The organism is Ureibacillus sp. FSL W7-1570, from assembly GCF_038593265.1.
In the GTDB taxonomy this organism is placed as follows: domain Bacteria; phylum Bacillota; class Bacilli; order Bacillales_A; family Planococcaceae; genus Ureibacillus; species Ureibacillus suwonensis.
On the sequence record NZ_CP151979.1, the window covers coordinates 793,732 to 808,575 of the forward strand.

16 protein-coding genes are annotated in these 14,844 nt (G+C 42.0%); 5 read left to right on the forward strand and 11 right to left on the reverse strand.

Features of this window, described 5'->3' with window-relative positions; all coding sequences use genetic code 11:
- Positions 1-177 precede the first annotated feature (177 nt).
- Positions 178-603, forward strand: a complete 426-nt coding sequence (locus tag NST13_RS03920) for a gamma-glutamylcyclotransferase family protein (protein ID WP_342469311.1) — start codon at positions 178-180, stop codon at positions 601-603.
- A gap of 231 nt (positions 604-834) precedes the next feature.
- Here NST13_RS03920 and sfnG read toward each other — a convergent pair whose 3' ends face one another.
- The 4 genes from sfnG to NST13_RS03940 all read right to left on the reverse strand — a co-directional run bounded on the left by sfnG (position 835) and on the right by NST13_RS03940 (position 5,556).
- On the reverse strand, positions 835-1,911 hold the full coding sequence (sfnG, locus tag NST13_RS03925) for a dimethylsulfone monooxygenase SfnG (protein WP_342581464.1): 1,077 nt from the start codon (positions 1,909-1,911) through the stop codon (positions 835-837).
- Positions 1,912-2,556: 645 nt separating this feature from the next.
- Positions 2,557-4,146 (reverse strand): FMN-binding glutamate synthase family protein, encoded by a 1,590-nt coding sequence (locus NST13_RS03930; RefSeq protein WP_342581465.1) that lies wholly within the window; start codon positions 4,144-4,146, stop codon positions 2,557-2,559.
- A gap of 357 nt (positions 4,147-4,503) precedes the next feature.
- Positions 4,504-5,253 (reverse strand): diphthine--ammonia ligase, encoded by a 750-nt coding sequence (locus NST13_RS03935; protein ID WP_342581466.1) that lies wholly within the window; start codon positions 5,251-5,253, stop codon positions 4,504-4,506.
- 6 nt (positions 5,254-5,259) lie between these two features.
- The gene (locus NST13_RS03940; protein ID WP_342581467.1) at positions 5,260-5,556 is read right to left on the reverse strand and encodes a DNA-binding protein; all 297 of its coding nucleotides are present in this window, start codon (positions 5,554-5,556) and stop codon (positions 5,260-5,262) included.
- A 274-nt stretch (positions 5,557-5,830) separates the two neighbouring features.
- Between NST13_RS03940 and NST13_RS03945 the strand changes: the two genes are divergently transcribed.
- Complete coding sequence (locus NST13_RS03945; protein ID WP_342581468.1) at positions 5,831-7,207, forward strand: hypothetical protein; 1,377 nt, start codon at positions 5,831-5,833, stop codon at positions 7,205-7,207.
- Positions 7,208-7,293: 86 nt separating this feature from the next.
- Here NST13_RS03945 and tatA (NST13_RS03950) read toward each other — a convergent pair whose 3' ends face one another.
- Genes tatA (NST13_RS03950) through NST13_RS03960 form a run of 3 tightly spaced genes read right to left on the reverse strand, consistent with a single transcriptional unit; the run spans position 7,294 to position 9,943 of the window.
- Positions 7,294-7,464 carry a twin-arginine translocase TatA/TatE family subunit gene (gene tatA, locus NST13_RS03950; protein WP_096550910.1) on the reverse strand — a complete coding sequence of 57 codons (171 nt, stop codon included), beginning with the start codon at positions 7,462-7,464 and terminating at the stop codon, positions 7,294-7,296.
- Positions 7,465-7,488: 24 nt separating this feature from the next.
- Positions 7,489-9,204: a GMC family oxidoreductase gene (locus NST13_RS03955; protein WP_342581469.1), complete on the reverse strand. Its 1,716-nt coding sequence runs from the start codon at positions 9,202-9,204 to the stop codon at positions 7,489-7,491.
- 13 nt (positions 9,205-9,217) lie between these two features.
- A complete protein-coding gene (locus tag NST13_RS03960; protein ID WP_342469304.1) occupies positions 9,218-9,943 on the reverse strand; it encodes a gluconate 2-dehydrogenase subunit 3 family protein in 726 nt (241 codons plus the stop codon).
- Positions 9,944-10,203: 260 nt separating this feature from the next.
- On the opposite strand from NST13_RS03960, the gene tatC reads away from it, so the two are divergent.
- Both tatC and tatA (NST13_RS03970) read left to right on the forward strand, forming a co-directional pair.
- On the forward strand, positions 10,204-10,953 hold the full coding sequence (gene tatC / locus NST13_RS03965; protein ID WP_342581470.1) for a twin-arginine translocase subunit TatC: 750 nt from the start codon (positions 10,204-10,206) through the stop codon (positions 10,951-10,953).
- Positions 10,954-10,984: 31 nt separating this feature from the next.
- The gene (gene tatA, locus NST13_RS03970) at positions 10,985-11,200 is read left to right on the forward strand and encodes a twin-arginine translocase TatA/TatE family subunit (protein ID WP_096550906.1); all 216 of its coding nucleotides are present in this window, start codon (positions 10,985-10,987) and stop codon (positions 11,198-11,200) included.
- A 101-nt stretch (positions 11,201-11,301) separates the two neighbouring features.
- On the opposite strand, the gene NST13_RS03975 is transcribed toward tatA (NST13_RS03970), so the two are convergent.
- From NST13_RS03975 to NST13_RS03990, 4 genes are all read right to left on the reverse strand, one after another.
- Entirely contained in the window at positions 11,302-11,844 is a 543-nt protein-coding gene (locus tag NST13_RS03975) for a DUF402 domain-containing protein (protein ID WP_096552484.1), read from the reverse strand.
- 503 nt (positions 11,845-12,347) lie between these two features.
- Positions 12,348-12,665: a heme oxygenase gene (locus tag NST13_RS03980; protein ID WP_096550905.1), complete on the reverse strand. Its 318-nt coding sequence runs from the start codon at positions 12,663-12,665 to the stop codon at positions 12,348-12,350.
- A gap of 301 nt (positions 12,666-12,966) precedes the next feature.
- Positions 12,967-13,323, reverse strand: a complete 357-nt coding sequence (locus NST13_RS03985) for a DUF3784 domain-containing protein (RefSeq protein WP_342581471.1) — start codon at positions 13,321-13,323, stop codon at positions 12,967-12,969.
- A 15-nt stretch (positions 13,324-13,338) separates the two neighbouring features.
- On the reverse strand, positions 13,339-13,911 hold the full coding sequence (locus NST13_RS03990) for a GNAT family N-acetyltransferase (protein WP_197722718.1): 573 nt from the start codon (positions 13,909-13,911) through the stop codon (positions 13,339-13,341).
- Positions 13,912-14,104: 193 nt separating this feature from the next.
- On the opposite strand from NST13_RS03990, the gene NST13_RS03995 reads away from it, so the two are divergent.
- Positions 14,105-14,518 (forward strand): YjdF family protein, encoded by a 414-nt coding sequence (locus tag NST13_RS03995; RefSeq protein WP_096550904.1) that lies wholly within the window; start codon positions 14,105-14,107, stop codon positions 14,516-14,518.
- Positions 14,519-14,844 lie beyond the last annotated feature (326 nt).

The following is a 14,844-nucleotide window of genomic DNA, read 5'->3' on the forward strand; positions in this document are numbered from 1 at the left end:
TTTGGCAAATAGATTTTTTTAGCGGTTGCTTTACAGCTTAAAACTGGAAAACTTTATCAAAACCAGGAGATTAATGAATTGTTTTTATAACGGCTTTAGATTACAAAGACTCAAGTATTGTTTTTTCCAGTTGATAATGAGTGTTGTTCCTGACACAATGAAATCGGAGGGATTGCAATGAATCGAAATTTCTTTGTCTACGGCACACTGATGACAGGGTGTTCCAATCATCATGTCATCCCCAAAAATGCAATCGAAAACATTCAAAACGCGGCGATTGACAATGTGGAACTATATTCACATATCAGCGGCGAATATCCTTGCATGATCGAAGGAAATTCAACGGTGTTCGGAGAAGTCATTACCATTAAAGAACGTCATTTTCAAAAGGCTTTGCAAGCGATGGACCTATTGGAAGATTACGATGAAAATGCACCAACAAGGGATAACCTTTACATTCGTGAAATCAAAGAAGTTGTGTTGGAAACCGGCGAAAGGATTCAAGCCTATGTGTATATGTACAATCCAATTCATAAAGGATTAGGAAAGCGAATCCCGGATGGAAACTGGAAAACGTGGCTGGACAAAAAATGGGAGATGTAGCCATTCCTAAAAGAACCCAGCGGCAATCCTCCCTCCTATTTTTTTACTGAAAGATTACAACAAACCTTACGTTAATCCCTTCCAAAAGCCGCCATTATGCTTTGATCCCTTAAATCCAATCCCATTCATGCTCTTAAAAAATACCGTTTCAAAAATAAAAGCCACCCTATATTCAATAGAGTGGCTGAACCTGTCATTTTTCCATTGAGAGCTTGTACTTGCTTTCTCCCATTACGCATTTTGCAGCTCTAATTTTGCTTCTTTTTCTCTGACTAATGGAATCACTTTTTCGCCAAATGCTTGAAGATCTTCGTCATAATGCAAGAATCCTGTTAACACGATGTTGACGCCGATTTTCTTCAATTCAATAATGCGGTCTGCAACTTGCTCCGCTGTACCAATCAATCCGGTTTTAAATCCGTCATTGTATTGGATCAAGTCTTCGTATGAAGAATTCGCCCACATACCTTCTTTTTCATTTGTAGATTGGCCGGCATGTTTCACAGAATCTTTAAATCCTAACACAGCTTCGTGATCTGCTTGTTCTACGATATCACGTAAAACTTGCTTTGCCTCTTCCTCCGTATCACGAACGATCACAAAGCCGTTTACCCCAAATTCAATTTGCCCTTTTCCATTTGCTTCACGAAGGGCTTTAACTTCATCGATTTGCTTTTTAATGTCTTCCAATGAACCGCCATTCATGAAGTACACATCTGATACACGTCCTGCCATTTCTTTGGCGGCTTTCGAATTTCCTCCTTGGAAGATTTTTGGCGTTTTTACCGGTTTCGGCTTTAAAGGAGCCTGATTGATTCGATAGAAGTCTCCGCGATAAGTAAATTCTTCCTCTGTCCAAAGACCACGCAATACTTCAATAAACTCTTCCGAACGGCGATAGCGCTCATCATGGTCCAACCAAGGCTCACCGTATGCGTTAAACTCGCCTTTGAACCAACCGCTGACAATGTTGATGGCTGCACGGCCATTACTGATATGATCGATTGTTGAGATAATTTTTGCCATCACACCTGGATGCCATAAGCCAGGTAATACAGCCGTGATCAGATTTAATTTTTCTGTGGAAGCCGCCAACGCGGATGCAAGAGCTGCCGCCTCCAATTGATTTTCAGCACCATAGCTTGCCAAAAACCGGGTTTGGATTAATACATAATCAAATCCAAGCTTTTCGGCGATTTGTGCATAACGTTTATTGTCTTCAAAGGACCATCCCGTTTTTTGCGGGATTTTGGAAATCACTAATCCTCCACTAACATTTGGTGCCCAGTAAGCAAATTGTAAAGACATGTGTATTCCTCCTAATAATTTATTTTTCCTATTGAAATACTAGTGATTATGGTTAAAAAAAATTCGAACCGTTAAAAAGAAGTTGCTGCCATGAACAAACTTTAGTGCTTGATCGATCACATGAACGCCCGGCTTATCAAACAATCAATTGCATACAGAAGCTTCCATATTCATCTAATTACTATTAATTTCTTCAGTTGTTTAATATGCTAAAGGATTGTAATTATCTTAAACAATTTTTCTTAAAATTTCAATATTTCAATTAATTTATTTTTTTAATTTTACTAATAAAGTAAATAATTCTTATTTTATTACTTTGATTATATGGGTATTAAGGTTGATAAATTTGGGGAAATTCATCTATTGCGTTTATGACCACAATATTCTTAACCTTGTCTTTAATTTTAATTCTTTCCTTAATCTGCATCCGCTTATTTAATCGTTCAACATATGGACCAGCTTTTATGAGGTTCGTGTTCCCAGGATCAGTACTTTGCCTCCAGCTTCCTTCAGATTCCGCTTCTCTCATGTCTACCATCGTGGTTTAGTACTTGCATCTTAAAGTTCAGGCACAAATCAGACATGTATCAAAGGCTGGCTCCTCATCAAGAGTGGATGCCAGCCTTTTCATTCTTGCGATCCTAATTATTTTTCCAACAACGTTTGATAATACTCCTCCAGCGGGAACACCCGGCCTTTTTCATCTTTATAAACCACATGTTCCGGCTTGAAGTGTACCGGTGAATCAATGCCGCATGCCGCAGCGATGCGGAAAAGCCCTTCCCTTAATGTGATGACATAGTTGGCGGTGCGGTATTTCTTCTCATCAATGACCAGCGCTTTCTGCAAATCCGGATCTGTCGTTGCGACACCCACAGGACATGCATTGGAATGGCATTTTAATGCCTGAATGCAGCCCACTGTAATCATAAAACCGCGGGCGATATTGACGAGATCCGCCCCCATGGCAAGGGCAATCGCAATCCGGTCTGCGGAGAACAGTTTGCCGGAAGCGATGATTTTCACCCGCTCCCGCACGCCATGTTTGACCAGAGCATTCTGCAACAATGGCAAGGCGGCCTTAAGCGGCAAACCGACACTATCAGCCAACTCCTGATACGTCGCACCCGTTCCCCCTTCGCCGCCATCCACCGTGATGAAATCCGGACCTTTTCCCGATTCTTTCATCGCCTTGGCCAATGCTTCCGCTTCATGCGGGCTTCCGATGACCACCTTCATGCCCACCGGTTTCCCCGATTTTTCACGTATTTGTTCAATGAAATCGAATAACGTATGGAAATCATTAAACTCTTTGAAACGGTTCGGGCTATCAATGGAAGTATAAGGTTCCACCATGCGGATTCTTGCAATTTCCTCCGTCACTTTTTCGGCATCAATGTGGCCGCCGCGGGTTTTAGCCCCCTGAGCCAATTTGATTTCGAAGGCTTTCACCTGCGGAATTTGGCTTTTCTCCACCAATGCGTCCCAGTTGAAATTCCCTTCTCTGTCACGTACGCCAAATAAACCGGGACCAATTTGCATAATGATATCCACATTGCCCTTCAGATGATAATCGGAAAGTCCGCCTTCCCCGGTGTTCATCCATGTCCCTTTCGCAATGCCGAGACCCTCGGACAACGCAGTAATCGCATTTTTGCCCAGGGCACCGTAACTCATTCCGGACATGCCGATTTGTCCTTTGACAATGAATGGATGCTTCGTATGTTCCCCAATCACAATGGCATCATCATCATGCAAGAGGAACGCCTTTGATTCATGATCTTCCCATTTTTCTTTCCTTTGTCCAAATAAAGGCTCATTCAATAGAATGTACCGTTTCGTTTTCACCCTTGTTTCCTGATCCATTTTCAATTCTTCCGTCAGTTTCGGAAACATGGAATTGCGGATATAAAAACCGGGTTTCTCAAAATCCCTCAATGAACCATATCCGATCACATCGCGTTTATATTTTGCGGATTTTACAATGGTTTGATATTCAAAACGCGAAAACGGCTTCCCTTCTGTATCATGGTCGAATAAGTATTGGCGCAATTCGGGGCCGATTGTTTCAAATAAGTACCGCGCCCTGCCGATAACCGGATAATTGCGCAACACCGGATGTTGCTTTTGGCTGCGGTCAATAAAATACAAATATAATCCACTGACGATAAAAACTATGAAGATGAAGCATATGATTACCGAACCGACAATAATCAACACATCTGCGAGATTCAATAGCGCTACCTCCAATAAAAACCGTTATTCATCCACATATCTTAGATTTCTCAAGTATAGGTAAAATATTCAATTGATTATTTGGACAAAATGCTTCCTTTCTATTGAAATTCCCTTATTCCGAAGCCCATAAACACCAGAGAATGTCAAAAATCGCCATTTTTCGCCATAAACGAGCAAATCGGATCTTATTAAATTCAGTAACTTGCATATTTTTTCATGCCCGTTTCCGCCGGTGGGAATGGTTTTATGTTGTGTATAAATGGCAATAATTCGATGCACCGAAATGTAGCGCCCTTTGGATAACCAAAAAGTTCAGGGACATTGCTAACTGCATTAAGCATGCGATATTTATTACTATTTCAATTTCAACGGCAAAAAGACATATTCATCTTTGCGAATGATGTCCAACTTTTCCACTTGAATCGGCGCCGAAAAAATCGGACCATCCAACACCGTTGTATGAAATTCCCCTGCTTCCCCGCATGGATCGATGGACCGTTCCACAAGCTCCTCTATGTAATCACGGGTCAATATTCTTCCCAAGTCATCCATGCGCATACCCATTGATAAATTCACTGTTGTCACCATGGCCACAAAACCAGAATCAACAAATTCCTCGACAATTTCTCGACGCTCTCTGTGCCAAAGGGGCATACATAAATCAAGCCCCACCTTATTCGCGACGTTTTCGTGCCAGGAACAGTGGTCAGGTACGTCCACATCGCCGGTTACGAGCACTTCCGCCCCTTTTTCCTTTGCCTCCTCCAATAGCTGGATGAACTTTTCTTCATAGGTTGTCCAGCTGGCGGCGCGTGTAAAGATGGGACAGCCTATGGCACGGGCTTGCGCTTCCAAAAATTCAGGTGACAATCGGTGGGAGTAGGAGAAGTGATCCGTTTCATCCAGCATCCCGATCAGTCCAACCGGTTCTCCTGCTTGTATGGCTTTATATAAAGCGAGCGTACTGTCCTTTCCACCGCTGAAGGATGCGATAAATTTTTTATTCTTTATTTTAGTAATCCAATCATTCACTTTACATACAGCCTTTCTTTCTATAATAATTTTTTCATCATGCCGGGCTTGGATATCGTTTGGTTGAATCATTCAAAATTATTTTTGTTGTTCCATCCCCAGATTCAATAACCATTCACGCAATTGGGCCTTTGGATAATACACTTTGCCATTGATCAAAATATGCGGAATGTCAGGATGCTCCTGGATCAATGATTTTGCATCTTCTTTGGAAATCCCCATAAAATAATGCACGTTCCGTTCATTGATCAGTTCGTAATCGTCATCATCCAATGAATTCAGTACATCGGGTCTTTTGAAATTCTTTAAACCTTCCCCAATAAAATATCCAGCTGCCGCAATTCCCAATGCTAAAATGAAATAATTCCAATCCAACCCTTTTCCTCCTTTGATAACGATGTTGTTAACCATATTTTACCACAGTCTCCAATGTAAATTGAATGTGTATTTGTATCCAAAGAGGAAATAATATTGGCTTGTATTCGCATAAAGGAGGGGATCATTTTCTTCCGCTCTAAAAAAGGAACTATACGCACCAATTGGGATTTTATCTGCACGAAAAGGGTCTCTATATGCAAGAATTTGGATTCTATCCGCACCAAAGGGGTTACCATACGCACGAATCGATACTTTATCCGAACCAAATGCTGTGCCATCCGCACCAATTAAGACACTATCCGCACCAAAGGGGTTACCATACGCACGAATCGATACTTTATCCGAACTAAATGCTGTACCATCCGCACCAATTAAGACACTATCCGCACCAAAGGGGTTACCATACGCACGAATCGATACTTTATCCGAACTAAATGCTGTACCATCCGCACCAATTAAGACACTATCCGCACCAAAGAGGTTATCAAACGCACGAATCGATACTTTATCCGAACTAAATGCTGTACCATCCGCACCAAAGGGGTTACCATACGCACGAATCGATACTTTATCCGAACCAAATGCTGTGCCATCCGCACCAATTAAGACACTATCCGCACCAAAGGGGTTATCAAACGCACGAATCGATACTTTATCCGAACTAAATGCTGTACCATCCGCACCAATTAAGACACTATCCGCACCAAAGGGGTTACCATACGCACGAATCGATACTTTATCCGAACCAAATGCTGTGCCATCCGCACCAATTAAGACACTATCCGCACCAAAGGGGTTATCAAACGCACGAATCGATACTTTATCCGAACTAAATGCTGTACCATCCGCACCAATTAAGACACTATCCGCACCAAAGGGGTTACCATACGCACGAATCGATACTTTATCCGAACCAAATGCTGTGCCATCCGCACCAATTAAGACACTATCCGCACCAAAGGGGTTATCAAACGCACGAATCGATACTTTATCCGAACTAAATGCTGTACCATCCGCACCAATTAAGACACTATCCGCACCAAAGAGGTTATCAAACGCACGAATTGATACTTTATCCGAACCAAATGCTGTACCATCCGCACCAATTAAGACACTATCCGCACCAAAGAGGTTACCATACGCACGAATCGATACTTTATCCGAACTAAATGCTGTGCCATCCGCACCAATTAAGACACCATCCGCACCAAAGAGGTTACCATACGCACGAATCGATACTTTATCCGAACTAAATGCTGTACCATCCGCACCAATTAAGACACTATCCGCACCAAAGAGGTTATCAAACGCACGAATTGATACTTTATCCGAACCAAATGCTGTGCCATCCGCACCAATTAAGACACTATCCGCACCAAAGAGGTTACCATACGCACGAATCGATACTTTATCCGAACTAAATGCTGTGCCATCCGCACCAATTAAGACACCATCCGCACCAAAGAGGTTACCATACGCACGAATCGATACTTTATCCGAACCAAATGCTGTACCATCCGCACCAATTAAGACACTATCCGCACCAAAGGGGTTATCAAACGCACGAATCGATACTTTATCCGAACCAAATGCTGTACCATCCGCACCAATTAAGTTTATATACGCACGAATGAAGGGAACTCTATAATTTAAACTGCCTTCCCCTCATCCAAATCCATTGAAAACGAAAAAGGCCACCCGGAAAACTGGCCGTTTCCAGGTAGCCGCGCCATCTTACTCATCTCTTTGATTCTCTTCCACGATTTTCTTTGTCCCATTTTTAAATTCCCTTAAGGTTTCCCCGACTGCCCTACCCAATTGGGGCAATTTACTTGGGCCAAATAACAAGATGGCTATGAATAAAATAATGATGAGTCCCGGTATTCCAATGGAGGGTAGACTCAAACAATCACCGCCTCATTCAAAACATTAAACCAATAATCCGCCCTTTTGCAGATATAAATCAATTCCTTCAGCCGCGCGATATGCCAATGCCCCCACCGTATCTGTCGGATTGTAGCCGGAGTTGTGGGGGAATGCGCTGGCCCCCGGAATGAAGACGTTTTCAAAATCCCACATTTGCAAATAATTATTCAATACACTCGTCTCCGGGCTGGACCCCATGATGGCGCCACCGGTATTGTGGGTGGATTGATAAGGAACTATATTATAAGGCCCCAACGTTTTTCCTGCTTGAATAATGTCCGCGCCCATCTCTTTCATGATTTTTTCCGTTTGTTCCCCTAAATACGCCACCAGCTGACGATCCTGCTCTTCAAAATCAAAGGTGATCCGCAATAACGGCAGTCCGAAAGCGTCTTTATAAGTCGGATCCAAATCGAGATAATGGTGCCGGTATGGCAAACTTGCTCCTTGGGCACCGACGCTTAATACACTGTTGGCATATTTAATGGATTGTTTTTTAAACTCCGCGCCCCAGGATGGCGTACCAGGAGGCGTCGCATTGTTGGCGATCGGTCTTCTGCCGGTCTGGGTGATGGAAATATTGGCCCCGTGGAGGAAGTTCAAATCCGAATGGTCGAAGTTGTCGCCATTGAAATCATCAAGACAAGCCCCCAATGCTCCTGCGCCGGCATACAAATTGAATTGTTTATTCTCAAAGAAGCCCTGTGCGGATGCGCCGAATGTTTGATAGCAGTAGTTTTTGCCGACCACCCCTGTACCCGTGTTCGGATCATATGGTTTGCCCATTTTTGAAATCAACAGGAGCCTCACATTATTTAACGCATAGCTCGTAATGCCCACCACTTCCGCAGGTTGGATATATTCTTCCCTTGTGATCGTATCAATATATTTGACTCCAACCGCTTTTCCATCTTGATGGAGGATCTCCACCACATTGGCGTGCGTGCGCAATTCAAAGTTGCCTGTGTTCAACGCAACCGGAATCACCGTATTCAGCGGATCGGCTTTTGCGGCATATTCACAGCCGAAACGTTCGCAGAAACCGCAGTATTGGCAAGCGGGACGCGAGATGTTGTCCGGATTTGTGTAGTTTTCGGATAAATTGGCGGAAGGCATCATGTATGGGTGCAAGTTTAATTTTTTCGCTGCTTCGAAGAATAATTCGAGGGCTGGGGTTTTCTTCATGGGAGGAGTCGGGAATGGATTGGATCTCGGTGCGCCTAATGGAGCTTCATCTCCTGAAACGCCGATCGCTTTTTCGAACTGGTCGTAATATTTTTCAAATTCATCATAGGTGATGCCCCAATCCTGCAACGTCATTTCTTCCGGTATTTTGGACTTTCCGTACCGTTCCACGGTTTTTGTATATATTTCAAAATCGTATGGCAAGAAACGGAAGGTTTGTCCGTTCCAATGCGTTCCGGCACCCCCCACATTGTTCCCCAATAGGAAGGAACCGTATTGTCTCATCGGCAATGCCCGCATTTTAAGATTGTTGCGGAATGTAACGGTTTCTGTTGAAAGATCCTGCATCATTTCGAATCGGTGGGCAAACCGCAATTCATCATGCATCATTTGAAAGTCGGCAAGCGTCTGATTTTTCCCCCGCTCCAAACCGACGACTTTATATCCCTTTTTCGACAATTCCGCTGCCAAAATTCCACCTGTCCATCCCATTCCGACAAGCACGACATCCGTTTTTTTCAATTCTTTCGCCAATCACAATCACCTTTCATGAATGATGTTGGGAATGTAAACTTTGCGGTTCAATCACAACAAATTCGTCTTTATCGATAATGTCTGCAAAACTCATTTGATGTCCCGGAAATTTTTTCATTCTCCATCCTTCCATATTGCGGTTTCCACCGTATAACGGATCGGCATACACGCCTTCCAAAGTCGCACTGCGCAACAGCGAGAAGAAATAGGATGAAGAAACCCCTTTGATTTCGACTTCCCCTTTTTCAAAAGCTTGTAAAATCTCATCTTGCTGTGAACCTTCCAAGCTGGTGAAAGATTGGTTGAATCGTTTCTTTGCTTCGTTTTGGAGAGCTTCAATGCCCAATCGGAAAATTTGTTGTTTGTTCAAGTGCCCTTGATACCCCTGGGTCGGTTCGCCCGGATAGAAAGGTCCTTGCCGATATTCTTTGGAACCAGTCCCCCAGGCACCCGCCAACTGATGATCGATGAAATAAGAAACCAATAATTCCTTTGCTCCCGGGCCATTTTCATCTTTCGGGAAAATCCTCTCCGCCGCCGCATCGATTACGGCGTGTTCCGTTGGGGTAAAAAACATGAGCGCTTTGTTATACTCGGTTGTCTCAACGTGGTGATCCCCTTTTGGCGTTTCCTTGGAGGAAGACATATTCGCAGCGATCGTTCCTACGATCCCGCCGCCCAGTGCCATGCCCCCAATGGCCAATCCTGCACCTTTCAAAAATTCTCTTCTGGAAACCAAACAGATACCCCCCTTTTTCTTCACCTTATGGTTCATGAAATCCACTACCTGCACGATTCCAACGAACTGAAGCCGCTCCCCTTCCGAACCACTCCTTTTACACTACTGTTCAGTTCCTATTTTAGTAATTGGAAGTATTATGTATGACCTAAAAATTCAAAAAAATTTCAATTTCAAAATGAATAATGAATAGAAAAGCGCTTCCATTCATTAAATGTATTAAATCCTGGTTCAAGCGAATTTAAAGCGGGTGATAGAAAATGATGGAAGAAAAAGAACAAACCGTCATTGACCATTTGGAGGAATTGCGGAAGCGGTTGATCCTCGTTACGGTTCTATTTATCGGATCGCTTGCGGTAGGGTTCTGGTTTGCACCAAACCTGCTTCAACTATTGAAAAATCAACCTTCCGCGGCTGGAGTGGAATGGAATCTGTTTGGTTATACGGATGGCATCATGATCTACCTGAAATGTGCGTTTATTTTGGCGATTTTGGTCACCTTACCGATGGCCTTGCTTCAAATTTGGTTGTTTGTAAAACCCGGTTTGACAGAAAGGGAAGCAAAATACACAATGACCTTCATCCCGGCCTCGTTTCTCCTATTTTTAGTGGGCATCAGTTTCAGTTATTTCATTTTATTTCCGATGATGCTCGAATTTTTATCGAAAATTAATACATCCATTGGGGCGACGGAAACCTATGGAATCAATCAGTACTTTTCGTTGCTGTTCAATTTGACGATTCCTGTCGGCGCCGTTTTTGAATTGCCCATCGTGATTTTATTTTTAACGAATGTGGGGATTATGACACCGGAAAAATTGAAGCGGATGAGAAAAGTGGCCTATTTCATCTTGGTGGTGGTCGGCGTGTCCATCTCGCCGCCGGATTTTATTTCAGATTTTTTGATTATCATTCCGTTATTGCTATTGTTTGAAATCAGCATTTTCATTTCCGGCTGGTCGATGAAGAGAAGAAATATGAAACAAGTGATGAATCAAAGCGGCTCATAAAGTTAATGAATATCGAATGGAGGGATTGTGGATGCCAAATATCGGTGTACCTGGATTGATTGTCATTTTGGTGATTGCCCTGATCATTTTCGGGCCAAAAAAACTGCCGCAATTGGGAAGGGCGGTCGGCGAAACATTGAGGGAATTCAAATCATCGACAAAACACATTGTCGATGAAGTGGCGGAAGAATTCAAACTGGAGGAGGCAAAAGAAGAAAAGAAAGAAAAAAGTACGGCGGCGAATTAATGGATGGCGGAGGGAGTTCTTAAAGATTATGCTTTTGGAACTCCCGCTTTCATTTAAAATAGGGCACCCCAGTTTGTGTATGCCGGCAATATCCGGTGTAATCAAACGATAGAACACTTAGCAGAAAGCTCTTTATACCCATTTTCTAATATGGGAATAAATTTTTTATGGCTATAAATACTTTGGGATTCCGCAATAGTTTGCGAGAGGACATCGCCGATCGAACTTAATAAAGTTTCCAATGCCCCTTTAGCGAAGCCATTCTCAAATGTTTCAAAGGGTTCCGGCAATTCCTCTTCATCCAAAATAAAATGCTCCCCATTTGGCAGCGCCAGGACATCAATAATCAAATCTTCAAATACGACCATACCCTCTTCGAATTTTGTATTCTTTACAATGTTAAAATACGAAGCTAAATAATGTCCTGAATGATCTCTCCAAAAATACATATTATATGGACGATCCAACCAATAATAAGCAGTTGTATAACTCCCCACCGGAATGGTCAGTTGAAAATCATCCACTTTAATGGTAAAAGGTTCTTCTATCAGATGAAATAAAACGATACGGCGATTTTGGGAATTTAGTAAATGGCATTTATACTCAACCACTTTCGCATCATATCGTATTTTTCTCTCGATCATTTTCTTCCATTTATTTCGATTTCCAGCGAAATTACTCAAAGCCTAACTTCCTTTCAAAGATCTCCATTATCAGCTTATCAATACATCAAACGGTTTTAAAGTATGATTTCAAAAATGAGCTTTCTACTGAATAAACGCGCACTTTGCGTGAAGGAACAAACTAATTAAAGAATTCTGTAATACTCGTTTTCTATGTATGATTCCGATGATGGTTGAATAGGATGAATAAGAAGGAGGTTCTTTATCCCCCGATTAGTGTTGAGCAAATAAGGACAAGGCTTTTGAGGTGAAAAGGATGACAACCGCTTTACAAGACCGGTATTTTGCGAACCGGGATGATGATTTACAGGCATTTGAAACCATCCATTTTGTGCACGCTGTAAATTATTAACTTGCTTTGACATAATGGAAACCGGCATCTTCCAGGCCATGCCCCGGATCATTGAGGTGAAAAAAATCGGGAGGCCAGGCAGAAAGAATCCGCCTGACCTCCCGTAATTTCATTATGCTTTTTCCAAAGTGGAAGCAACTTCTGAAATGATAATTTCACTACCTAAAATTGGAGATACCTCACTGGAGTTTTCCGGTCCTCGATGGGCCTCTCTGAATGCATCACTTTTTCTCCAGCGGTTAAAGTCTTCGATTGTTTCCCAATACATATTGACATTCAATTCATCATATTCTGTAAGATTTTTTGTAATGAGGACTTCCACTTTCACAAAACCTTCCATTTCTTGTAAAGCCCCTGGTCTTGTAAAAAATGGCGCCATTTTTTCCGCAAAACCTGTTTTTGTTTTAATTTTATTTGTGACAACGATCATTGTGATTTCCTCCTGATATTTTACAGATGTTTTATAAAAATCTTTTGCGGCCTAAAGCGTGGTAGAAAGGTTTTTATCCCCTTTTCGATTCACTACATCGCAATGATGGACTTTTTTTTCCATCAGATTCTTATTAAGTTCTATAGTCGTAATTGACTATGTTTCGATTGTAATACTATTACCGCAAATACTCAAACATGATTATTCATAATCATAATATTAAAATTTTTCAAATAAAAAAGAGCGGCTCGCCATTGAACTGCTCCTTTGGTTGTTATAAAAAAATCTTCTCCCGATTTACTCAATTTATACATTTGGAAATTTTATGGTTTCCTATATTTCTTAAAGGCTTTTTTTGGATCAAGATGAACATCTTTGAAAAAAGGATCAGCCAAATGACAATGGCGAGGAATGCACCATACTGACTGAGAAAATATCCGAAAAGGGCCCCTGATAATAAAAGGATGGACCAAAGAAAAAGGGAATTTCTCATATCGATGCTCATTTTCTTTTGATCATAGTTTGCTTGTTCCTCTTTGGACAGCGTATTAAATCCACTAATGAGCATTGCGCCTTTTTCTTTTAATAGCGCAAAAATCATCGAGATCATTCCAAAAACCACTGCAAGTAGTAGACAGATGATTGTTCCGATATTCATAGGACTCTTTTCCTCTCATAATTGCGATTGAGTTTCAACACTGCAAAGAATGGATTCCTTTTTCAAAGCAATCCATTCTTCTCTTGTAATTGCATAAACCTTTGTGATTCCATTTACTTTATCAGGAAATTCCTCCACCAGTTTCATTCCCGCCGAAATCGCAGTACGATATGAACCGGCATTTGTGTGCTTCATATATGAATAAAGAATTTGAAACGGAGTATTTGTGAAAGCCCAGTCGATCACCGCTTTTGCGGCTTCAGTTCCATATCCTTTTCTCTGCATATCTTTTCGTATATGATAACCGATTTCCGGTTTGATGTTCCCGCCAATCTGCTGCATGGTCAGTCCGCAATCTCCAATTAATTCCCCTGTTTCTTTTAATACAACCGCCCACAATCCAAAAGAGAAAATTTCATATCTTTCAATATTCCGATGAATCCATTCCCTCACTTTGGTTTCATCAAAAACATTCGGATAGTGTTGCATCACTTCGGGGTCTCCCAAAACGGCAAACAATGCGTCAAAATCCTGTTCTGTCATTTCTCTAAGAATTAATCTCTCTGTTTCAATCATCTTTTTTTCCATATGTACGGCTCCTCACCCATTGAAATTGGGGTTTGTTTTTATTTCGTTGTAACTGTTATCATAAATAATGGAATGAAAAAACACAATCCGGTTGGTAGTCCGGATGCATCAATCGCCATATTGATGTCAGTAACCTTCCCTTCCTCGGGTTGTCCATCATTCCATGATTCATTTTTTAGAGGAGGGAGTCGTCATGATATTGACGATTTATTATGATGGCCAGTTTTGGATTGGAGTGATTGAATATCACGAAAACGGAAGATTAAAGGCGTATCGTTACGTATTCGGCACAGAGCCCAATGATACGGAAGTATGGGAATTTGTGAATAATCGGTTGCCTAAAATCATTCAAAGCAGGAAACAAATTGGAATTGCCGATCGGAAAAAGCTGAAGAAAAAAGTGAATCCGAAACGCCTTCAACGGAAAGTCGCCAAAGAAATGCAAAAAAGCGGGATTTCCACCAAGGCGCAGGAGGCAATAAAAAAAGAAATCGAGCAACGCAAACGGGAAACGAAGAAACTCCAAAAAGAACGCAACGAAGCACTTAAACAAAGAAAATGGGAATTAAAAAAACAAAAAGCGAAACAAAAGCATAAAGGCCGCTAGACTGTTCATTTAGAGATGAAGCGAAAAGTGCGCAACTTTTTCCTGTACGTACTGATAAAAAGAGGCTGGGACATAACTAATAAAGTGAACGAGCTGTAAAAAGATTTTTTGTAAAAAATTGATTGGAGTGACGGGGCGAGTGCTCCTGTCGCGCACGCTTAGTCGCTAAGCAAAAGCTTTCCTGCGACGAGCCCTCTCGAGACCCCGCAGGAGCGAAGGATTGAGCTCCGAGGAGGCTCGAGCCGGGCCCGCGGAAAGCGTCCCCGGAACGGAAATCAATTTTCTTCAATTATCAAAAAAACACCATTTTCTCCCGGGAGAAAATG